25 protein-coding genes, 1 pseudogene and 1 riboswitch are annotated in these 21,725 nt (G+C 41.8%); of the genes and pseudogenes, 19 read left to right on the top strand and 7 right to left on the bottom strand.

Annotated elements, in window-relative coordinates; genetic code table 11:
* The 12 genes from FNL97_RS14550 (at nt 1) to ybaK (ending at nt 10,132) form a co-directional block, all read left to right on the top strand.
* Nucleotides 1–366: a rhodanese-like domain-containing protein gene (locus FNL97_RS14550; protein WP_143416041.1), complete on the top strand. Its 366-nt coding sequence runs from the start codon at nt 1–3 to the stop codon at nt 364–366.
* Nucleotides 367–385: 19 nt separating this feature from the next.
* Nucleotides 386–682: a rhodanese-like domain-containing protein gene (locus FNL97_RS14545; protein ID WP_003252666.1), complete on the top strand. Its 297-nt coding sequence runs from the start codon at nt 386–388 to the stop codon at nt 680–682.
* 27 nt (nt 683–709) lie between these two features.
* Entirely contained in the window at nt 710–1,279 is a 570-nt protein-coding gene (locus FNL97_RS14540) for a sulfurtransferase TusA family protein (protein WP_012749270.1), read from the top strand.
* A gap of 47 nt (nt 1,280–1,326) precedes the next feature.
* On the top strand, nt 1,327–2,463 hold the full coding sequence (locus tag FNL97_RS14535; RefSeq protein ID WP_143416040.1) for an MBL fold metallo-hydrolase: 1,137 nt from the start codon (nt 1,327–1,329) through the stop codon (nt 2,461–2,463).
* Nucleotides 2,464–2,482: 19 nt separating this feature from the next.
* A complete protein-coding gene (locus FNL97_RS14530) occupies nt 2,483–2,710 on the top strand; it encodes a sulfurtransferase TusA family protein (RefSeq protein ID WP_143416039.1) in 228 nt (75 codons plus the stop codon).
* A gap of 63 nt (nt 2,711–2,773) precedes the next feature.
* Nucleotides 2,774–3,556, top strand: a complete 783-nt coding sequence (locus FNL97_RS14525) for a sulfite exporter TauE/SafE family protein (RefSeq protein ID WP_062678946.1) — start codon at nt 2,774–2,776, stop codon at nt 3,554–3,556.
* A gap of 113 nt (nt 3,557–3,669) precedes the next feature.
* The gene (locus tag FNL97_RS14520) at nt 3,670–3,960 is read left to right on the top strand and encodes a hypothetical protein (RefSeq protein ID WP_143416038.1); all 291 of its coding nucleotides are present in this window, start codon (nt 3,670–3,672) and stop codon (nt 3,958–3,960) included.
* Nucleotides 3,961–4,216: 256 nt separating this feature from the next.
* Nucleotides 4,217–5,257, top strand: a complete 1,041-nt coding sequence (locus tag FNL97_RS14515) for a zinc-dependent alcohol dehydrogenase family protein (RefSeq protein WP_062753995.1) — start codon at nt 4,217–4,219, stop codon at nt 5,255–5,257.
* Between the two features lie 608 nt (nt 5,258–5,865).
* Entirely contained in the window at nt 5,866–6,168 is a 303-nt protein-coding gene (locus tag FNL97_RS14510) for an ArsR/SmtB family transcription factor (protein WP_012749276.1), read from the top strand.
* Nucleotides 6,169–6,508: 340 nt separating this feature from the next.
* A complete protein-coding gene (locus tag FNL97_RS14505) occupies nt 6,509–7,459 on the top strand; it encodes an LLM class oxidoreductase (RefSeq protein ID WP_143416348.1) in 951 nt (316 codons plus the stop codon).
* Nucleotides 7,460–8,000: 541 nt separating this feature from the next.
* The gene (locus FNL97_RS14500) at nt 8,001–9,395 is read left to right on the top strand and encodes an acetaldehyde dehydrogenase (acetylating) (protein WP_012749278.1); all 1,395 of its coding nucleotides are present in this window, start codon (nt 8,001–8,003) and stop codon (nt 9,393–9,395) included.
* A 260-nt stretch (nt 9,396–9,655) separates the two neighbouring features.
* Nucleotides 9,656–10,132 (top strand): Cys-tRNA(Pro) deacylase, encoded by a 477-nt coding sequence (gene ybaK, locus FNL97_RS14495; protein WP_012749287.1) that lies wholly within the window; start codon nt 9,656–9,658, stop codon nt 10,130–10,132.
* A 232-nt stretch (nt 10,133–10,364) separates the two neighbouring features.
* Here the strand turns inward: ybaK and cdr are convergent, their stop codons facing one another.
* Nucleotides 10,365–12,017 carry a CoA-disulfide reductase gene (gene cdr, locus FNL97_RS14490; protein ID WP_143416037.1) on the bottom strand — a complete coding sequence of 551 codons (1,653 nt, stop codon included), beginning with the start codon at nt 12,015–12,017 and terminating at the stop codon, nt 10,365–10,367.
* A gap of 456 nt (nt 12,018–12,473) precedes the next feature.
* Here cdr and FNL97_RS14485 point away from each other — a divergent pair, with 456 nt between their 5' ends.
* From FNL97_RS14485 to FNL97_RS14470, 4 genes are all read left to right on the top strand, one after another.
* The gene (locus FNL97_RS14485) at nt 12,474–12,830 is read left to right on the top strand and encodes a VOC family protein (protein ID WP_143416036.1); all 357 of its coding nucleotides are present in this window, start codon (nt 12,474–12,476) and stop codon (nt 12,828–12,830) included.
* A gap of 199 nt (nt 12,831–13,029) precedes the next feature.
* A complete protein-coding gene (locus FNL97_RS14480) occupies nt 13,030–13,470 on the top strand; it encodes an Rrf2 family transcriptional regulator (protein ID WP_042412101.1) in 441 nt (146 codons plus the stop codon).
* 90 nt (nt 13,471–13,560) lie between these two features.
* A complete protein-coding gene (locus tag FNL97_RS14475) occupies nt 13,561–13,767 on the top strand; it encodes an NAD(P)H-binding protein (RefSeq protein ID WP_071997977.1) in 207 nt (68 codons plus the stop codon).
* Nucleotides 13,768–13,833: 66 nt separating this feature from the next.
* Entirely contained in the window at nt 13,834–14,694 is an 861-nt protein-coding gene (locus tag FNL97_RS14470) for a VOC family protein (protein WP_143416347.1), read from the top strand.
* A 60-nt stretch (nt 14,695–14,754) separates the two neighbouring features.
* On the opposite strand, the gene FNL97_RS14465 is transcribed toward FNL97_RS14470, so the two are convergent.
* Nucleotides 14,755–15,234, bottom strand: coding sequence for a DUF6141 family protein (locus FNL97_RS14465; RefSeq protein WP_143416035.1), 480 nt, complete (start codon nt 15,232–15,234; stop codon nt 14,755–14,757).
* 118 nt (nt 15,235–15,352) lie between these two features.
* Nucleotides 15,353–15,455: riboswitch (guanidine-I (ykkC/yxkD leader) on the top strand.
* Between the two features lie 58 nt (nt 15,456–15,513).
* On the opposite strand from FNL97_RS14465, the gene FNL97_RS14460 reads away from it, so the two are divergent.
* Nucleotides 15,514–15,834: a DMT family transporter gene (locus tag FNL97_RS14460; protein WP_143416034.1), complete on the top strand. Its 321-nt coding sequence runs from the start codon at nt 15,514–15,516 to the stop codon at nt 15,832–15,834.
* Nucleotides 15,835–15,862: 28 nt separating this feature from the next.
* Here FNL97_RS14460 and FNL97_RS14455 read toward each other — a convergent pair whose 3' ends face one another.
* The 4 genes and pseudogenes from FNL97_RS14455 to FNL97_RS14440 form a co-directional block, all read right to left on the bottom strand.
* Nucleotides 15,863–17,413 carry a DUF4179 domain-containing protein gene (locus FNL97_RS14455; protein WP_143416033.1) on the bottom strand — a complete coding sequence of 517 codons (1,551 nt, stop codon included), beginning with the start codon at nt 17,411–17,413 and terminating at the stop codon, nt 15,863–15,865.
* Nucleotides 17,410–17,970: an RNA polymerase sigma factor gene (locus FNL97_RS14450; RefSeq protein ID WP_062753977.1), complete on the bottom strand. Its 561-nt coding sequence runs from the start codon at nt 17,968–17,970 to the stop codon at nt 17,410–17,412. The genes FNL97_RS14455 and FNL97_RS14450 overlap by 4 nt, the downstream gene beginning before the upstream one ends.
* A 118-nt stretch (nt 17,971–18,088) precedes the next feature.
* Nucleotides 18,089–18,397, bottom strand: a pseudogene (locus FNL97_RS14445) (antibiotic biosynthesis monooxygenase family protein).
* A gap of 12 nt (nt 18,398–18,409) precedes the next feature.
* Complete coding sequence (locus tag FNL97_RS14440; protein WP_286173389.1) at nt 18,410–19,153, bottom strand: DMT family transporter; 744 nt, start codon at nt 19,151–19,153, stop codon at nt 18,410–18,412.
* Nucleotides 19,154–19,681: 528 nt separating this feature from the next.
* On the opposite strand from FNL97_RS14440, the gene FNL97_RS14435 reads away from it, so the two are divergent.
* Both FNL97_RS14435 and FNL97_RS14430 read left to right on the top strand, forming a co-directional pair.
* The gene (locus FNL97_RS14435) at nt 19,682–19,954 is read left to right on the top strand and encodes a YkvA family protein (RefSeq protein ID WP_143416032.1); all 273 of its coding nucleotides are present in this window, start codon (nt 19,682–19,684) and stop codon (nt 19,952–19,954) included.
* 18 nt (nt 19,955–19,972) lie between these two features.
* Nucleotides 19,973–20,662 carry a TerC family protein gene (locus FNL97_RS14430; protein WP_143416031.1) on the top strand — a complete coding sequence of 230 codons (690 nt, stop codon included), beginning with the start codon at nt 19,973–19,975 and terminating at the stop codon, nt 20,660–20,662.
* Between the two features lie 14 nt (nt 20,663–20,676).
* Here the strand turns inward: FNL97_RS14430 and FNL97_RS14425 are convergent, their stop codons facing one another.
* Nucleotides 20,677–21,717 carry a ribonucleotide-diphosphate reductase subunit beta gene (locus FNL97_RS14425; protein WP_143416030.1) on the bottom strand — a complete coding sequence of 347 codons (1,041 nt, stop codon included), beginning with the start codon at nt 21,715–21,717 and terminating at the stop codon, nt 20,677–20,679.
* Between the last annotated feature and the right edge of the window lie 8 nt (nt 21,718–21,725).

Below are 21,725 nucleotides of genomic sequence, written 5' to 3'. Positions count from 1 at the left end.
ATGGCACAAACAGTAATAAATATCGTTTTATTCCTGTTGCTCGCTTGGTTTATTGCAATCCGCGTCATTCCACCGCGTGGAGTACGGATGATTACAACAGCAGAGCTAAAGAAAGAATTAGGAAAAAAAGATGTGCAGTATGTGGATGTACGTACTCCCGCGGAGTTCCGCACGAATCATATTCGCGGATTTAAAAATATTCCCCTTCATGAACTGCCAAAACGTGCCAACGAATTATCCAAGGAAAAAGAAGTGATTGTGATTTGCCAAAGCGGAATGCGAAGTACAAAAGCCAGCAGACTATTGAAGAAACTTGGATTCCAATACGTAACAAACGTAAAAGGCGGAATGAACGCTTGGTCATAAAAAAAGGAGGGGATCGTTGATGAAACAATTAACGGCAAAAGAAGTTGAAAAACTTCTTCAAGAAGGAAAACAACTGAACATTATCGATGTTCGTGAAGTGGATGAAGTAGCGGCTGGGAAAATTCCTGGTGCGATTAATATTCCGTTAGGATTGCTCGAATTTCGCATGAATGAGCTAGATAAAAATAAGGAATATATCCTTGTTTGCCGTTCGGGTGGAAGAAGCGGGCGCGCAGCTCAACTGCTGGAAAGTCATGGATATCATGTGATCAATATGACTGGCGGCATGTTGGAATGGGAAGGACCTGTGGAATAAATAAAACGGCAAAAGGAGGAATGCAGCATGATTCGTGTAGATATGACAGTCGATGCAAAGGGATTATCTTGTCCAATGCCAATTGTAAAAACAAAAAAAGCGATCAATGACTTGCAACCGGGACAAGTGCTTGAAGTACAGGCAACCGATAAAGGTTCGAAAGCCGATATCAAAGCATGGGCGGAAAGTACCGGCCATCAATACTTAGGAACGATTGAAGAAGGAAACGTGTTAAAACATTATATTCGTAAAGCAAGTGACCATGAGACAAAAGGCGAAGCAACATATTCTCATGTAATTTCCAATGAACAGCTGGCGGAAAAAATAAATGATGATTCTGTGGTCATTATAGATGTCCGCGAGCCGGCGGAGTATGCGTTCGGACATATACCAGGCGCTATTTCGATTCCGCTTGGAGAATTAGAAGACCGCATCCATGAGTTGCCGAAGAATAAAACGATTTATGTTGTTTGCCGTACTGGAACGCGCAGCGATTTAGCGGCACAAAAATTAACAGAAAAAGGATTTACTAATGTATGGAATGTCGTCCCAGGCATGTCAAAATGGGAAGGACCGCTCGATACAGCTCAATCCTGATTGAGCGGTTTTTTAAAAAACAAAAATATACTATAGGGGGTATAAAAATGGCGGTAAAAGAAATGACGGTGCAAACATTAACAGAAAAAGTATTAAATAAAGAACATCTCGTTATTTTTGACGTACGTAACGAAAGCGATTTTCATGATTGGAAAATTGAAGGGGAGAACTTTGAATATATTAATGTTCCATACTTTGAGTTGATTGATGGTGTCAATTCGGTAATCGACCGCCTTCCAAAAGAAAAAGAGGTTGTCGTCGTTTGTGCCAAAGGCGGTTCAGCGGCGTTTGTTGCAGAACAATTAGTAGAAGCAGGATTTGACAATATTTATACGCTCGTTGGCGGCATGAAAGCGTGGAGTGAACATCTTCATAAAGCAAAAGTATATGAAGATGACAAGATGAAAGTATATCAATTCATTCGTGTCGGAAAAGGATGTCTCTCTTATATGGTGATTTCCGGAAAAGAAGCGCTTGTCGTGGACCCGTCGCGGTTTATTGATGTATATGAACAAGTCGCAAAAGAAGAAGGAGTAGCGATTACGCATATCGTCGATTCCCACTTACATGCAGACCATATTTCCGGCGGAAAAGCGCTAGCGGAACGGACAGGAGCGACATACTATTTGATGAAAAGCGAAGGAGCGGTGTTTGATTTCGAACCGCTGGAAAAACATGACCGCATTGATTTTGCGCAAGTGCAATTAGAAGTATTAGCGGTGAAAACGCCAGGGCATACGCCGGGAAGTGTTTCCTTCTTCGTGAATAATCAATTGCTTTTCTCTGGAGATACAATTTTTGTCGGCGGACTCGGACGCCCGGATTTAGGCGGAAAAGCGGCGGAATGGGCCGCGGATTTGTATGACACGGTATACGAAAAAGTAGCCGCGATTGCGGATGATGTAATCGTTCTGCCTGCCCATTACGCTAATTTGGATGAAGAAATGAGCAAAGCGGGATATATCGGCGATACATTAGGCAACATTCGCGCCCGCAACGACATGATGCAGCATAAGAAAAAACAAGAATTTATCGATATTGTCGTTCAAAACGCGAATACAGAGACACCGCCAAACTTTGAAGATATCGTAGCGATTAACCGCGGGCTAAAAGCGGTCGACATCGAACAGCAGCAAGAACTCGAAATCGGCCCAAACCGTTGTGCGCTGCATCATACCCGTTAATTTGAAGGGAGTTGAAAAAATGAATGGGAATAAGGTCGTCGATACAAAAGGATTATCTTGTGCCATGATCGTTGTGAAAGCAAAAAAGGCTATCGATGACTTACCGCCCGGCCAAATACTTGAAATCGAAACAACGGATCAAGGAGCAAAAAATGATCTAACCGCTTGGATAAACGTAAGCGGTCATGAGCTAGTCGATTATAAAGAAGAAAATGGTGTATGGAAATTTTGGGTTAAAAGAAAATAATCATTCGGGGGTACGTATAAAGTACTCCCTAGTTTTCGAAAAGTCAAAAGGGGTAATGTATTGATGGAATTGACATTGAATTTCATCATCGTGATTTTTCTCATTGGCTTTATCGGTTCATTTATTTCTGGCATGGTTGGTATTGGCGGGTCCATTATTAAATACCCGATGCTGCTTTATCTTCCGCCGTTATTTGGGCTTGCTTCGTTCAGCGCCCATGAAGTATCGGGAATTAGCGCGGTGCAAGTGTTTTTTGCGACGATTGGCGGCGTTTGGGCGTATCGAAAAAGCGGTTATTTAAATAAAACATTAATTCTTTATATGGGGATTAGCATTTTGATCGGCAGTTTCCTTGGCGGATTCGGTTCAAAAGTGATGAGTGAAGGAACAATTAATGTCGTGTACGGTATTCTTGCCGCGTTGGCTGCTGTCATGATGTTTGTTCCGAAAAAAGGCATTGACGATATTCCAAGCGATCAAGTGACCTTTAACAAATGGCTTGCCGCTGCATTAGCGCTTGTCATTGGGATTGGTTCAGGAATCGTTGGCGCAGCGGGAGCGTTTTTGCTGGTGCCTACTATGCTTGTTGTGTTAAAAATCCCAACACGAATGACGATTGCCTCTTCGCTGGCGATTACGTTTATTTCCTCCATTGGTTCGACGTTTGGAAAAATCACAACGGGTCAAGTGGAACTGCTTCCTTCCATCATCATGGTTATTGCCAGCTTAATCGCCTCTCCTTTAGGAGCAAAAATGGGCCAAAAAATGAATACAAAAATATTGCAAGTTATTTTAGCGTTTTTAATTTTAGCGACAGCCGTAAAAATTTGGGTTGATATTTTATAATTTCAAGTATAAATATGAACCGCATTTTATTTCAATCATTTCATTTCCCTGTATAGTTTGCTTTAAATCGCCCACACTAGCTGGTGAAAATATCAAGGAGGGTGTGGGCGTTAATGAAAGAAGTATTGCAGCGTGTCAAAGAAAAGCTGGAACAATCGTTTGACAATCCGGGCGCTTACGATTTGGAACAATGTCTCCGCGAACTCGAGCAGTTAAAGGCGACGGCAGGCGACAAACAACAAATGATGGAAGATGTCATTCGCGCTATCACCCACGCGAAAAACGCGCAAGCACAGCTTGCCAATGCGGGCGATGAGTCGACAACGAACGCTTTTGCCGAAGCGTATCGGGCGCTTGATCAAGCGATTGAATCTTACAGCAACGTAGATAATGATCCGGTGTGAATAAGAGAAGATTTCCTAGTAAAAAATGTTTGTAGAAGAAAGCTTGTTTACTGTTGTTTGGGAGAGAAGATCCACAAAGAGAGAGAGAAGATCCACAAAGAGAAAAGCCTAAGCAGAAAAAATCTTCGACAAAATATTGATACAATATTGACAAAATTTCGACACAATATTTTATTGATGGTTCATTGAAATATCAACTTATTTTTCTATAAAATAAAAATTGGAAAAAGTGAAACTATTCAGGGAGGTACCAAAAATGAAAGCCCTTACCTATCTGGGACCAGGAAAAAAAGAAGTAATGGAAAAGCCAAAACCGAAAATTGAAAAGGAAACCGATGCAATTGTTAAGATCACAAAAACAACGATTTGTGGAACAGACTTGCATATTCTTTCAGGGGATGTTCCTACTGTAGAAGAAGGTCGAATTTTAGGGCATGAAGGCGTAGGAATTATCGAAGAAGTTGGTTCGGGCGTAAAGAATTTTAAAAAAGGCGATAGAGTGCTGATTTCTTGTATTACCTCGTGTGGAAAATGCGAAAATTGCAAAAAAGGATTATATGCTCATTGCGAAGATGGCGGCTGGATCTTAGGACACTTAATTGATGGAACCCAAGCAGAGTATGTAAGAATTCCACACGCAGACAACAGTCTTTATCCGATTCCGGAAGGCGTGGATGAAGAGGCACTCGTCATGCTTAGTGACATTCTTCCGACAGGATTTGAAATTGGTGTGTTAAACGGCAAGGTTCAGCCTGGACAAACCGTTGCCATTATCGGAGCTGGTCCCGTAGGTATGGCAGCGCTGTTAACGGCTCAGTTTTATTCACCTGCAGAGATCATTATGGTTGATTTAGACGATAACCGTTTAGAAGTTGCGAAAAAATTTGGTGCAACTCAAGTGGTTAATAGCGCTGATGGTAAGGCAGTGGAAAAAATTATGGAATTAACCGGCGGAAAAGGTGTAGACGTCGCGATGGAAGCCGTCGGAATTCCAGTAACATTTGATATTTGCCAAGAAATTGTAAAACCAGGCGGCTATATAGCCAATATAGGTGTTCACGGAAAAAGTGTGGAGTTTCATATTGAGAAATTGTGGATACGGAACATTACGTTGACAACCGGTCTTGTCAATACGACTTCTACCCCGATGTTATTAAAAACGGTGCAGTCGAAAAAATTAAAACCGGAACAATTAATTACACATCGCTTTGCTTTTTCTGACATTATGAAAGCTTATGAGGTATTTGGCAACGCGGCAAAAGAAAAAGCATTAAAAGTTATTATTTCCAACGACTAAGTTTTCTTTTGTTCCAAAAAACAATTCTTGATCATTAGAACCCGTATCATTTTACACCATGATGCGGGTTCTTTTTATGCATTGCTCATATTTTTGGCTCCGTTTCTGTCATGTCCCGAAAAGCTCCCATAAAAAGCCCTGACTTTCCCTTCTGAGAGTAGGATCCTTTACATTTATAGGGAAAGATGACAAAATAAATAATATTAATCAAGCGATTGTTTCGATTTTTCCATCAAAAGGCTTTTTTGGAAGGGAAATTTTATCAGTGCTAAATATGTTCTGATTAATTGGTAAATCCAAAGATCGTGTTGAACAACTGGATACTACAATATTTACGGCCCAAGAAAAGGCTGCTGTGCAGTTCTAGATTTCATTGTAAGAAGATAGGGGATTGTAGATTTCTTGGCGATGTGCTAATCTATCCATACGAGAGACATAAACCTCTGTATTTGGAGCGTTTTGCTTGTATATCGTATTCCAAAGTTGGTTCATGTTTTTTGATTTTATGTGCATTTATAAATTTATGTTAATCAATTTACTCAATTACAATCTATAATTGTATAATATACATATAACAATAATATATTTTGACGAACTTGGAGGTAGCAATGGAACTTTTAGAAGTATTTAAAGCCTTGTCCAATGAAACAAGGCTGCAAATCGTACAGTGGTTAAAAAATCCTGAAATTCACTTTCCAAAACCGCAGCATGGGGATATACACGAAGATGGAGTTTGCGTAAGCGACATCCATAAAAAAGTTGGATTGTCACAATCTACAGTGTCCCTTTACCTGTCCATGTTGCAAAACGCCGGATTGATAAAAGCAAAACGGGTTGGGCAATGGACTTATTATAAAAGAGATGAGGAGAACATCAAAAAAATAATCGAATTGTTATCTAGGGATTTATAGCCCCAATTCTTCGCTCACGTTTAGATTGTGAGCATCAATTATTATTTTGGGCTTGAATCCTTTTTATTTTTATATTATTATATTCATAGTTCTAGATATCTATAAATATAGAATTAGTTCTAAATCTCTTTTATTTTTTATGATTTATATCGATAATTCTAGATATTTATATTTTTATAAAAATGGATAAAAATAGACGGAATAAATCGGTTTGGTAAATATAGATTTGCGCATTATCTGACTGTCGAACTGTTTTTTGTCTTTGGAATACTAGGGGTAGTATTAAGACATCGAAAGCAACGGGATTGGCAGAAAGAAATGTAAATGTGGAGGAACGATGATGAATCGTTTTGAAAAGCACAAAGGATATTCACGCATGTTTAAAGAAAACCATCTCACTCTTGGGTTGTTCTTTCCAATTGAATCATACGAGGGCAGCATTCCAAAGATGGACATTGAAAAACAAATGAAACTGGCAAAAAGAGCAGAAGAGCTCAATTTTGCTGCATTGTTTGTTAGAGATGTTCCATTACATGACCCTTATTTTGGAGATGTAGGTCAAATTTATGATCCTTGGGTTTATTTAGGATATCTAGCCGCCCATACCGAAAAGATTGCTTTGGGAACCGCAAGTATTATTCTCACCTTGCGCCACCCTTTGCATGTTGCCAAAGCAGCCGCTTCGGTTGACAAACTATCTGGCGAACGTTTGATTCTAGGGGTGGCGACTGGGGATCGCCCTATCGAATTTCCAGCTTTCTCAGTCGAGCCTGAACAGCGCAGCGCTTTGTTTCAAGAAGCTGTATTCGTAATGAAAAAAGCGTGGAAGGAGAGCTTCCCGGTGATCGAATCGCCGAGAGTTCATATGTCGAGCGGGGATCTTTTGCCGAAACCGCGCTTGTCGGACATTCCGGTGCTGGTAACTGGCCACAGTTCTCAGTCCGTGGAATGGATTGCTGAAAACGGCGATGGTTGGATGTATTATCCGCGAAACTTGAGATTCCAAGCGGAATTGATTAAAAATTGGCGCTCTCATACCGATCAGTTTAAACCGTTCACTCAATCCTTATATGTAGATTTGACGGAGGACCCAAATCATCCGCCAATCCCTATTCATTTAGGGTTCCGAGTCGGACGCAATATACTCATTGAATTCTTGGAAAGTCTTAAAAATATTGGTGTCAATCACGTAATTATCAACTTAAAATATGGCCATCGTCCTGTTGAAGAAGTGATTGAAGAATTAGGAGAAGAAGTTGTTCCACACTTTCCAGCATTAACTGAGGAGTAATTCAGGGAAATGAAATATTAAGAACTCGCGCGATTCCGTTCTAATCCACCTTGAGATCGGAATCGCGGGTTCTACTTGTTAGTCTACTAGTCTTGGTTTGAGAGAAATGAATCCTCTTAAAGTTTTATAGCAACTCAAAAATGCCACGGGGATGATGGAAAACATTCAGGACAGGAGTTGTATGTCTCAAAAGAGATGATAGTTCGATTATGAAGAAAGAGGAAATTGAGATTGTACAGGACAAAAGCGACGTAGAATATCAACTATACTCTAAGCAGCGTAATAACCTGTCTGTCGAATATTGGGCTTTTATGTAACCGCTTTATGTAACCGTTGCCAGTTTTGTGTGGTCGATATTGCCTCATTCTTGCTAGGAAAGGAGGGTGCTATTGAACGCCAAGTGATTGCCACTTAGAGGAGGTGATGGCGGAAGCAAAAGATAACGTTGCTGCTCACACGAGCAATATTGACATGACAAAATTATTCTACCGGTTATAGGAAATTATAAAAAATAAAAATCATTAAAGGAGAGGGATTAAAAGTGTTACGTGATATTGATTTGCAATCCATCCAAGAAGTAAGAAATTACCTTGAAGAAGCTCAAGCAGCGCAAAAAATTCTTGCAAAAATGACACAAGAAGAGATTGATAAAATTGTTGAAAGCATGGCAAATGCGGCAAGAGAAGAAGCGGCACGCTTAGCGGCTATGGCAGTAGAAGAAACTGGTTTTGGTAATGTTGCAGATAAAACGACGAAAAACCTTTTCGCGGCGAATGACGTTTACAACTCTATCAAAGATGTGAAAACTGTCGGGGTTATTCGTCGAGATGAAGAAAATCGCGTATGGGAAGTTGCTCAACCTGTAGGAATCGTTGCAGGAATCGTCCCATCCACAAACCCAACTTCAACAGTTATTTTTAAATCATTGATCGCAGTTAAAGCAGGAAATGCTATTATTTTCAGCCCACACCCAGCAGCTGCAAAATGTACAGTAGAGGCTGCAAGAATCATGCAAGAAGCGGCAGAGCGCGCTGGAGCTCCAAAAGGCTTGATTTCTTGCATCACACAACCAACAATGGCTGCAACAAACGAGTTAATGAAGCATAAATTAACCGATGTCATTTTAGCAACTGGCGGTCCTGGCTTGGTGAAAGCAGCTTACAGCTCTGGAAAGCCTGCATATGGCGTAGGACCTGGTAACGTACCAGTCTATATCCATGAAAGTGCAAATATCGCAAAAGCTGTTGAACTAATCATCCAAAGTAAAACTTTTGACAATGGAACAATTTGTGCTTCTGAACAAGCTCTTTTAGTTGATGAATCTATTAAAGAAAAAGTTGTTGCTGAATTAAAGCAACAAGGCGCTTACTTCTTGAATGAAGAGGAAAAACAAAAAGTAGCTTCTATCATCATGGTAAACGGTTCGTTAAATGCGAAGATCGTTGGAAAAACGCCTCAAGTAATTGCGGAAATGGCTGGTATTGAAGTTCCTGCTGACGTGAAAGTGCTTGTAGCGGAAGAAACAGGAGTGGGTAAAGAATATCCATTCTCAATCGAAAAGTTGTCTCCAATTCTAGCATTCTATACTGTAAAAGGTATGGAAGAAGCAAGCGAGCTTGCACTAAAACTGCTTGAAGTGGGCGGACTCGGTCACACAGTTGGAATTCACGCTGAAGACGAAAAAGTGATCGAAGCGTACACAATCGATAAACCAGCATCTCGTATTATTGTAAATTCTGGTACAACATTTGGTGGAATTGGTGCTACAGTGAATTTAATGCCATCCTTGACACTTGGATGCGGTGCAATCGGCAACAACGTTACATCTGACAACGTTACAGTAACTCATTTGTTCAACATTAAACGTGTTGCATTTGGAGTTCGCGAGATGCCAAAAAAAGATGAGGCACAAAAAGAAGCTGCATTAACGAAATAATAAATCAGGAAAGTATATATAACAAACCCAGTGATAAACTGGGTTTGTTATATTTTTTGGGCCAATTGTTACTTCTATAGAGTGGATTGTAAAAAAGTTGAAATTGCCGGGCAGCTAACCATCGCGGGAGAATGTGATGAACGTTGAATCGGAATGATTTAATGTTTCATGTTGCAAAGTGGAAATTGGGATATTTATTGTAGTATCATGTGTGTTGATTATCCAGCATTTACTGTTGAAACGAACTGGAGGGAAGAAAAATGGCGACAGAAAAAACCAACGCGATGCGTGTTCTTGATAAAAAAATGATTCCTTACAATGTCTTTACCTACGACAGTCAGGATGGGAGAATTGACGGCATATCGGTTGCTCAAAAAATTGGGAAAGACCCTCAATTGGTATATAAAACATTAGTAACACAGGGGAAGAGCGGAAACGTTTATGTGTTTGTCATCCCTGTAGAATCGGAACTCGATTTGAAAAAAGCTGCGCAAATAACGGGAGAGAAAAATGTCGCATTGGCGCCGATGAAAGATATCGAAAAATTGACTGGCTATATTCGTGGAGGATGTTCACCGATAGGGATGATAAAACATTATCCGACCTTTATCGATTCCAGTGCTTGTCAATTTGAGCATATCATCGTTAGCGGCGGCAAAATTGGTTTGTTAATTGAACTAAGCGTGGAAGATTTACAAAGCATAACAGAAGCTACGTTTCATGAAGTGGTAAAATAAACGCCAAAAACTACTGATCGTTTCCCTTTTTTCCCGAAAAGCCTCCTTTCTCTAAACGAAGGGAAGGGCAAGATGATCAGCGGTTTTTTTGTATAAAAACAAAGTTCTATACAAGAATTTTTCTATGCCAAAACTTCTTTGCTGGAGATAATAAGAAACTCCCACCTTTTCATGGAATGAAGGTGGGAGTGGTTCATTATTTTTCTATGACTTTCGGCGGCATATTTTGAACTTAGTGTTTTGCACCAAATACGGAGGAATACAATTTATAGCCGCCATCTAAATTTTTCGCGCGGAAACCGTTGTCGTGCAAAATTCGTGTTGCTAAATATCCACGCAAGCCGACTTGACATGTTACGTAAATGGTTTTGTCTTTCGGAAGTTCCGCTAAACGTTCGCGCAGTTCATCAAGCGGAATATTGATAGCACCAGGAATCGTTCCACATGCGACTTCTTTTGGTGTACGAACGTCAATGAGCGTGCCTCCGTTTGCGATGATTTCATCAATTTCATGCCATTGTACAGTTTCCACCATTCCATCGAGAATGTTCGAAGCAACGTAACCGGCCATATTCACTGGATCTTTCGCGGAAGAAAACGGCGGTGCGTAGGCAAGCTCTAAATCCGGTAAATCACGAACCGTTAAGCCGCCTTTAATAGCGGTTGCGATGACGTCGATACGTTTGTCGACGCCGTCTTTTCCAACGGCTTGCGCACCATAAATTTTGCCTGTTTCTTTGTCAAAAATCAGTTTCAATGTCATTTGTGTTGCATTTGGATAATAGCCCGCATGGCTCATTGGATGAACATGGACAACTTCATATGGGATGCCGAGTTGTTTCAAGGTTTTTTCATTATTTCCTGTTGCTGCGACGGTTAATTCGAAAATTTTCACGATCGCAGTTCCTAATGTGCCATTGTATTTCACATCGAGCCCATGAATATGATCCGCTACCAAGCGGCCTTGGCGGTTCGCCGGCCATGCAAGAGGGACAAATGTCTCAAAACCATGAATGTAGTTTTTTACTTCGATAGCGTCGCCGATGGCGTAAATGTTCGGATCGGATGTTTGCAAATATTCATTGACTTTGATAGTGCCGCGCACCCCAAGTTCAAGTCCGGCATTTTTCGCTAATTGACTTTCTGGCTGTACCCCGATGGCCAAAATAATCATATCGGTTTCAAGCGTGCGGCCGCTATTTAGAACAATACGTCGGCCGTTGTCTTCGAAAGCTTTCACGCCATCTTCCAAAATCAAATTTACGCCATTTTCACGCATATGCGCGTGAACAATCGATGCCATCTCGTAGTCAATCGGTGCCAACACTTGATTTGCCATTTCCACAAGCGTTACGTTCACTCCGCGCTTGACTAAGTTTTCTGCCATCTCGACACCGATAAACCCTCCGCCAATGACTACGGCGCTCTTTGGTTTTTCGTGATCAACGTACGCTTTTATTTTATCTGTATCAGATAGATTACGAAGCGTAAATAACGCGTTGGCTTCATGAATTCCAGGAATTGGTGGTATAATCGGCTTTGCGCCAGGTGACAAAATTAATGTATCGTATGTTTCTTCGTATTCCTCGCCAGTGCGGATATTTTTTACTGTAACAGTTTTACGGTCACGATGAATCACTGTGACTTCGCTTAAATTGCGAACATCAATACGAAAACGCTTCGCCATTCCTTCAACCGTTTGGACTAATAGTTTGTTTCTATCCGTAATGACTTCGCCGATATAATACGGCAGGCCGCAGTTAGCAAACGAAATGTATTCGCCTCTCTCAAACATAATAATTTGGTATTTTTCGCTTAACCGGCGCAATCGGGCCGCTGCGGTGGCTCCCCCTGCTACACCGCCGACAATTACAATTTTTCGCATGAAGATTCCCCTCCATTATATAGATTACGAAGTTGCATTTATTGACTAATTATTGCAAGCATGAAAGATCCTATCTGTTCGTATTGAATGATCTTTAATAATATACCCTATACGGTATATTAAAGGTGATTATTACTTTTGTCAATGATGTTCACATTTATTTCATAGTTAATACCGAAGATTACGAACGTATGTTTATGGAAGGTGGGGATGGAGATGGCCACAGAGGCTGTTTCAGAGAGGGGAGTAATGAGCTTGAAGAGTATATTCATTTTTACAATCACAGCCATTCCAAGAAAAGCGGAACGGCCTTTCCTCGGTTGAATGCAGTTTAATATACTCTTTTTTCATCGTCTACTTGACAGGGATATGTGCGTTTTTACAAGATGAGTAAATAAAAATATGATGCATTACAAATGGACAAGTTAAAACATATTTATCGAGGGAGGAAACTTGATGATTAAACGGATTGCAACTGTTGCTATTTATGTAGAAGATCAGCAAAAAGCGAAAGAGTTTTGGACAGAAAAAGCAGGGTTTGAAGTGGTCGCTGAACATCCAATGGGACCGAATGCCTTTTGGCTAGAAGTAGCTCCAAAAGGGGCGCAAACAGCATTAGTCATCTATCCAAAATCGATGATGAAATATTGGAACGAGAGAAAGCCGTCTATTGTGTTTGAATGTGATGATGTGCTAGGCACATATGAAACGATGAAAGCTAAAGGTGTGGAATTTTTAGGAGAACCGCAAAAAATGCAATGGGGCACATTTGTACAATTCAAGGATAACGATGGAAATGAATTCATTCTATAAGGCTAGAGAATTGTTTTATATTGTTTTTTTGCTATACTGCCATAATCATGGGAGTATTTTTATTATGGCAGCTGAGAACTACTAGGCTGTGTTATTTTCATTGGTTGAACCAAAAACCTTATTTAGGAGGAAAGGTTCATTTTCTAATATTGACTTTATGTCATGTTGTAACTACAATGGTTACAAGAGGAGGAGCATGATGAAAATTAGCAGCCGTTTTACTGTTGCAGTCCACATTTTAGCTTTATTAGCATTGGAAAAAAACGCGCACTGTACATCGGAATGGATTGCCGGAAGCGTTAATACGAATCCGGTCGTTGTCCGACGCGTAATCGGGCAGCTAAAAAAAGCAGGATTTGTTCAAGTCCGCCCGGGGACGGGGGGAGCGTTTCTTACGAAGGATACGCAAGAGATTACCCTGCTTGACATTTATCGGGCGGCCGAAGTAGTAGAAGGGGGAGAGTTGTTTCAAATTCATGAACATCCAAATCCGAAATGTCCGGTAGGGGCGAATATTCAAGCGGTTCTGGAAGTAATATTGCTTCGTGCGCAAGAGGCAATGGAAAACGTTTTGCGGGAAATACGCCTGCACGATATTGTGACGGCATTAGCGCAAAAAATCGAAGCGAATCGTCCTTAATTTTTTTAAACTAGTTGTAACCATGGTTGTTACAACAGTATTTCCTTCACATTAAACAATGATGAAAATTGATCGTTTGGCGCCGCTGGAATGATTGGTCAGCGCATTTTAGCGGAAGCTTTGTCAAGAGGACATGAGGTAACAGCGATTGTCCGTGATCCGTCGCGTTTGAATACAGAACATGAACGATTGCATGCCGTTGTCGGCGATATTTTTAACGAAAATAAAACTTGTAGTCGATGTAAACGGCGAAAGCCGGATTTCGGAGGAAGATTTTGCGGTAGCAATCCTCGATGAAGCCGAAAATCCGCGCTTCAGTCGAATGCGGTTTACCGTTGGCTACTAAAGATGGAGGTTATTATGATGAGCGATATTATTCATCCAAAAACAACGATCGGACATGTGCATCTTATCGTATCTAATTTGGAACGGTCGGTTCCTTTCTATACAGAAATCATTGGCTTTCGTCTATTAAAGCAAAATCAAAATGAAGCGGTATTAACCGTGGATGGGGTTACCCCGTTAGCGGTGCTCGAGGAAAAAGCGGATGTGGTGCCGAAGCCGCCACGGACAACGGGACTTTATCATGTCGCGATTTTAGTTCCCGACAGAAAGAGTCTCGCCGAGGCGCTGCTCCATTTATTACAGACCGGCTATCCGCTGCAGGGAGCGTCCGATCATTTGTTCAGCGAGGCGATCTATTTGGCTGACCCAGACGGAAACGGCATCGAAATATACGCCGACCGCCCGATGGAAAAGTGGGAGAAGACGGCAAATGGAGAATATAAAGCGGTAACGGAGCCGTTAGATGTGAACAATTTGCTGGCGCAAGCGGGAACGGAAGCGTGGTCGGGGCTTCCAATGCATACGCGGATTGGCCATATTCATCTCCACGTCGCCCACATCGAAGAAGCTTATGCTTTTTATGTGCAAGGATTAGGCTTTGAACCGACGACACGTATGGGAACGCACGCGTTATTCGTTTCCGCGGGCGGCTATCACCACCATATCGGTCTGAACACATGGGCTGGAGTCGGGGCGCCAAAACCGCCAGTGAACGCCGTTGGATTGCGCGTATTTTCGATTGTGCTGCCAAATGAAGCGGAAAGAGAAAAAGTGGTGGAACGGCTCCAACATATCGGTGCATCGGTGCGGCGAAGCGAAAATAGCATATTGACAAGCGATCCGTCTGGCAACGAAATCGAGCTGATCATTCGACAGTAGTTTTATGCGCTTTTTCTATGAAGGCAGATTGGATGACATACAAAAGAGAGTGTTCACCTGTTAGCGGTGCAGACACTCTCTTTGTATATATTTCGCAAGTTCTTCCGGTTTTTGCGAGCCGAGGTACAAACCGTCTCCGTCCGTCAGCTCGATCCATATTCCCTTCTTTCCTTTCATTGTGTAAGCACGGCCTTTTTTCAAGCTCCAGCGGATTCCCCAGCCGCCGTAGGACATAGGATGGTAAGGCTGAACTTGGACGTTTTTAATTTGTTGATACGGAATAACGCGAGATCGAAATGGAAAAAAACGAATGACAAGCCCTTCTTTTTCCGTTTTTGTGACTAGTTTCATCGACAAAAAGAAGAGAGGAAAACAAATGCCGAACAACAGAAACAAGCCCCACATTTCCGCATTGCTTGCCGGCTTTGCGCCAAATGGGATTCCAAATATGATTTGCTGGATAAATCCGTACCATATAACAGCGGCGACGATAAGGACAAGCGTGTTCGCATACCAAGGCAGACGCTGCACTTCGCGCATGGCTATTGCTCCTCCTTTCTTGTCTCCTCCTTAATTATCATATTCTTCAAGAACATGAAGAACTCCTTTTATTTGCCGGCAACAATCATAAGTGTTACAATAATGGCGAATAAGGAGATAAAAAGTTTTCTAGGGTTCCGTGGCCACGCGGCGGCCAGTCTGCGACCGAGAGAAAACGCGCGGTGTTTCCGCGTACGCAGAGGGATAAAAGCCCTGGAGAGTATCGTTTCGATATTTCTTCACGGCTTTTTTTATTTGGACAAAAAGGAGATGAGGAAAATGGCCTGGGTATACTTAGTCATTGCCGGCATTTTCGAAGTCGTATGGGCGGTCGCGTTAAAATATACGATGGGATTTACGCGGCTTGTGCCGTCCATCATTACGTTTTTCGGCGCGCTTGCCAGCTTTTATTTTTTGTCGATAGCGACAAAAACGCTGCCAATCGGAACCGCCTATGCGGTATGGACGGGAATCGGAGTGATGGGAGCGGTTATTATCGGCATGCTCTTTTTAAACGAGCCGGTGACCGTGCCGAGGATGATCTTTTTGTTGTTTATTCTTGTCGGGCTGATTGGATTAAAGTTGACATCCGGGCAGTAAAAAAGCAGGGGAGCGCCCTGCTTTTTTATTATTCATTGCTGGCGGGAAGTGAAACATGCCAATTCTCGCTTGGATCAAATACGATCACCGATTTTAAAGTAATTGTCAGCTGTTTCGGGATCTTGTCCATTCCCTCTACTTCGACATTGCTTTTTATTTTATACATCATTTTCTTTTCGTCGTAGCTGATGATCGTTGGCAGCCAGGAATTTTTTTGGTTGATCGTGTAGACTTGCTGTGTCTCATCTCTTAGTTGGAAGTCCATTCCTAAATATGTGTTTGTTTCTACATCTAATATCCCAACGGATTTGTTCTCTTTATTTGTTTCTAATCGCAACTGATGAATGGTAAGGGTATTTCCTTTATAGTGAAGAGAAATTGGGTGCTTTTTCAATTCTTCCGCAGAGAATGCCAGCGATTGATCTGGATATTCCATTCTTTCAATCCCGCGAAATACAAACGTATATGTTCCTTTTGATGAAAACGGGAGGAACGAATAGCGCCAGCGGACGACATTTGGTTGTCGGGAAGAAGGAAGTTCTTTTTTATAGACAAATACCGCACTTTTTGACTCTTCGATGTCCCATCTTGGTAAAGTTGTTGCGACAATATTTCCGTTGCTATCTACAATATCGAATAGCGGCTGATAAAACATTTGGTCACCAAGCCAGTATTCTGGGTGGCTTTTTAGCCGTTCTTTTCCTTCCTCTGTCCATGACGTTTCTAACTCAATGCTCGTTAATGTAGGAGAATGGATGAGATTTTTCACCGTAATTTGCAATCCGTCATCAGTGACATACGTTTGGCCAATCGGTACTGTTTTTGTAACCAACATGCTTTTATCGATGTTGACTGGAATTTCCAGTTTCCATTGACCATTGACCGTACCAATTTGATTCAGATCGATATGGATAAAAAGCTGTTTTGCTTCGCGGGCTTTATCGTTTAATGAGAACATAAGATCAGCGTAATGGCCGTGAGGGAATACTTGATCAATAGATTGCGAAACCATTCTCCCCGTGTTTGTTTGGTATGTCCTATTTGTGGATACGACCTCCCCTTTCTCATTAGTAATGTAAAATTCATTGGCATGTTTAACAAAATACATTGTTTGCTTTGGTCCCCATTGCTCTTTTTCAAAAAGAATAGTTGGGTCGATCAATTTTCCGTTTTTGTTTTCAAGACTATACGTAAAGATAAGGCGATTCGTATCCGCCATTACTTCTTTGATTCTAAACGTAATACCGTGATCAGTGACAGCGGCTTCTGCTTTTTGCGAGAATCCTTCTTTTGCGGCAGTTTGCAAGCCTTCATCCAGCTCAGGACGGATGAAAAAGGATTTAATGTAGGCGGCAAATGTCGGAGAAATATAAGCCCCTGTTGAAATTCCAATGAAGATGGAAACGGCAGCAACTGCTAGCCATTTTCGCCATCTCGGTTTACGTGTGAGTCTCGGGTTTTGTTGTTTTTCTACTTGGAAAGGCAGTTCTTTGGCAAAAGCAAAAATGCTTTCCGGAACGGGAATGTGATCGATCGAGCTTTCTATCTTTTGCTTTATTAAATCATCATGGGAACTCATCGAAGCTCCTCCTTCCGTTCTTTTTGAAAATATTGATAAAGCAAATTTCGCGCTTGAAACAGCCGCGATTTCACCGTGCCTTCTTTGATTTGGAGAAGCTCGGCAATTTCGCTTATTTTCATGTTTTGATAGTAATAAAGCACAAGAATAACGCGATATTTCATGTCGAGCTTAAGAATGTGCGCCAAAAGCTCCTGCTCCTCTTCTTTGCTGATCACTTCGTCAACGGGCAAGTGATGGGAATTCGATAAAAACGGAAGCATATCGCTGATTTCGGTATATTGCCTTTCTTTTCCGAGTTTGCGCGCCAAATCAATGGCGCGATGTGTGACAAGCCGGTAAAACCATGACGAGAAATGATGAATTTCCTTATCCTCGCTGATCGCTCGATAGGCTTCGAGCAAACTGTTTTGTATGGCATCTTCGGCGTCGTGATGTGAGCGAAGTATCGTAAAAGCGAGCCGGTACGCTTTCGTTAGATGAGGGGAAACAAGCAGATAAAAAGCATCTTTGTTTCCTTGTCTGCACTGCGCCAAAAGATGTTGTTCATCATGCATACAACCATCCTTTCTTTTGTCAGAGTTTTATCTGCATATAAGGCGAAGTCGAAGGAGAAAAGGTTCAATTTTTTATTATGCATTAAAAAAGACTGCTGACGAAATGCAGCAGTCTGGGTTACTTTTCAAACCCATATTCCCGTTCTACTTTGCACACCCGGACTGAATAGCGCTTGTACCATTGCTACTTTCCTTTTTCTTGAGCGATTTGGTGCGCCGCGTGCGCTTTCCATTGCTCAATATCCTCTAAAGAATCCCAATAGGAAACGGTGATGCCGATGCCTCTTTCATTGCGGACGCTGTCGACGCCAAGAAAACCAGGCTGTTGGGAAGCCAGTTCAATCATTTGTTTCGCCATCTCATCATATCCGTGATCTCCTTCGGTTCGCTCCGAGGTAAAAATCACTGCGTAATATGGCTTTTCCATCGTTTTTCCCCCTTATCCTTTTATGTACTCTTGTCTCTTCACGATGATTTTGACATCTGACAAGAGGAAAATGCTTGTTAAAATAACGGCTAGGCCGCCGAGCATGCCAATCGTGATTTTTTCGTGAAGGAAGATCATTCCCCAGATGACACCGAAAACAGGTACAAGAAAGGTAACGCTTAACGTTTTTGTTGGACCGACGTTTGCTAGTAAGTAAAAATAAAATAAGTAAGCAATCGCCGTGCAAAAAACGGCCAATCCCAATACCGAATACACCACGACTGGCGATACCGGCTTCGTTGGGATATAAAAGACCGTCAACGGAATGAGCACGAAAGCGGCGCCTAGTTGCTGTCCAATCGACAACGATAAGGAAGAAACTCCCGTAAACGCTTTTTTGGCATACACACCGCCACATCCGTATGAGAACGCGGCCAAAATCGACAGTAATGCGGAAAAAACGGTCTGCATCGACAGCGGAACAGGACTCCAGCCGACTAGCGCAAAAACACCGACAATTCCGAAGCCGATGCCGATCCATTTTTTTGCATAAATCGGCTCGTGAAGAAACCATCGCGAAACAAGCGCGGTAAACAACGGAGTGGTCGAGTTCAAAATGGCCGCTACGGAAGCAGGTAAATGCAGCGTGGCAGCGGCGATCAGTGTAAACGGAATTGCCGCATTCAGCGCCCCGACGATGAGATATTGCTTCCAATAAGCTTTCAGCTCTATGCTTTTTTTTGAACATCCATACATACAATAACAGCACGAGGCCGGCGATAAGCACGCGCAACTCAATTGTAAGCACAGGACCGATGACAGGAGAAGTGATGCGCATAAATAAAAAAGAAGCTCCTCATAAAACGGCAAGCAGAAAAAGAGCAGAAATTTCTTTGGTATTCATATTCCGTCTCTCCTAATGAATTTTTTCTGAATTATATCATATTTTTTCTATTGGCACAGAAGAGATTGAATGGCAAGTCGAGTTTTTTATTGACAACGCATATAAGATTGAATATCATTAAATTGAAAATAATATATAGTTTCTGCGTTAAAGGGGAGTAGCTTTAACAACAAAGTCGTCAGTTCAGGGTCACCCCCTCGGCTTTGTTGGCAACGATGACGTTGTTAGCGAGACCTTTGCCAATATTGGTAAAGGTCTGTTTTTATGGAAAGACCTTTGCCGATTGGGTAAAGGTCTTTTTTTGTGAAGAAAGGAGGAGGATTGGGGAGAATAAAAAGGAGATTCGAAAAAGATGAAATGCAGTATTTGGGGGGGATATAATGGGGAAATTATGGAAACGACTGCGTTTCATTGTAAAAATCCGCCGGTTTATCCCGTTTTTCATCGAATTTTTTCGCTCTCGAGAAGTGCCTATGTTTAAAAAGACGCTTTCCATTGTACTTTTAGCGATCTATATGGTGTTTCCGTTTGACATTATTCCTGATTGGTTGGGACCTTTTGGCATCATTGATGATGTAACCGTACTATTATTTATTCTTCAGCAAATAGTAAAAATGGCTCCTTCACATTTAAAAGATAAATACGGTATTTAAAAAAAGGAGGAATGATCAATGGAATTATTTTCGATGGAATTTCTATCTGCACTTTTATCGATTATCATTATTGATCTTGTACTAGCGGGCGATAATGCGATCGTCATTGGTTTGGCGGCGCGAAATTTGCCGAAGCATCAACAGAAAAAAGCGGTTATTTGGGGAACGGTAGGGGCGGTTGTAATCCGCGCGCTTGCGACATTGTTTGTCGTCTGGTTATTAAAAGTTCCGGGACTGCTATTAGTCGGTGGGATTTTGCTTGTCTGGATTGCCTATAAGCTGCTTGTTGAGGAAAAAGGCCATGACGTCGAAGCGGTGGGAAGCTTATGGGAGGCAATCCGCACGATTGTTATCGCCGATGCATTAATGGGGTTGGATAATGTGCTGGCGGTAGCGGGAGCCGCGCACGGAAGCTTCTTATTAGTTATATTAGGATTATTAATTTCGGTGCCGATCATGGTATGGGGAAGTACGTTAATTTTGAAATGGATCGAGCGTTTCCCAATTATTATTACAATCGGAGCGGGAGTGCTTGCATGGACGGCCTCGAAGATGATAGTGGATGAGCCGTTTTTAGATCAATATTTTGCGAATCCGATTGTCAAATACGGATTTGAAATTCTCGTCATTGCTGGAGTGATTGCCGCTGGCACGTTGAAAAAGAAGAAGGGTGAAAACCAATTAGAAACAAAAGCCGCCAACGAATGATTGGCGGCTTTTGCTTATAACTCATCAAATCCGTTATCGATGTTCACTTTTGTATATTGTCTTGATTTTTGTTCGAAAAAGTCTGATTTGCCGAGGTCGACTTCTTCATATGCTTTAATCCAGCGCAATGGATTTGTCCGATAACCGTCAAACGGACGGTCAAATCCAAGCTGATGGGCGCGGACGTTGGCGTAAAACTTAATGTAGGCGCTCAAATCGTGCATATCAATGCCATCGATATCGTTGCCAATGATGTAATTGGCCCATTCGATTTCCAGCTCTGCTGCTTTAATGAACGTTTCTCGCACAAATTGAGCAAGTTCCGGTGTATTGTATTCCGGATATTCGTTTAGTACTTCTTTGAAAATTTTTGCGAATAAGTCGACATGAATATGTTCGTCTCGATTGATGTAATTAATCATCGTGCTTGTCGCGACCATTTTTTGATTGCGCGCCAAGTTATAAAAGAAGGCAAAGCCGGAGTAGAAGAACAGACCTTCTAAAATAACGTCATACACGATCGATTTTAGCAAGTTTTCAACATTTGGATGTTCAGCAAATGCTTTATAGCCGTTGGTGACAAAGTCGTTTCTTTTCCGCAAAATCGGTTCGTTTCGCCAAAACTCAAACACTTCGTCCTGTTTGCTTTTTGGCACGAGGCTGGAAAGAACATAAGAATATGAATGATTATGAATGACCTCTTGCTGCGCGAGCATAATCATCAGCGCGTTAATGCTTGAATCGGTGATGTAATCAGCGACTCTTCCGGCGTAATCCGTTTGAATGCTGTCAAGCAGCGCTAAAAGTCCAATAATTTTCAAAAACGCGTCTTGTTCGCGTTCAGTTAAATTCGGAAATTGTTTGACGTCTTGGGACATATTGATCTCAAACGGCGTCCAAAAGTTTGCCAGCATTCGTTTATATTTGGCGTACGCCCAAGGATAGGCGATATCATCCCAATTTAGGACGTTTGAGCTTTTGCCGTTAATGATTCGCGTTGAGCGGTTTGGTGCTTCTGGGTCCATGATGATCCGCTTCGTTAATGGATGTGCCATGTTTTATT

It is taken from the genome of Geobacillus sp. E263 (genome assembly GCF_007197795.1).
Taxonomy (GTDB): Bacteria; Bacillota; Bacilli; order Bacillales; family Anoxybacillaceae; genus Parageobacillus_B; species Parageobacillus_B toebii.
This window is presented reverse-complemented; position numbering and strand designations above follow the sequence as displayed.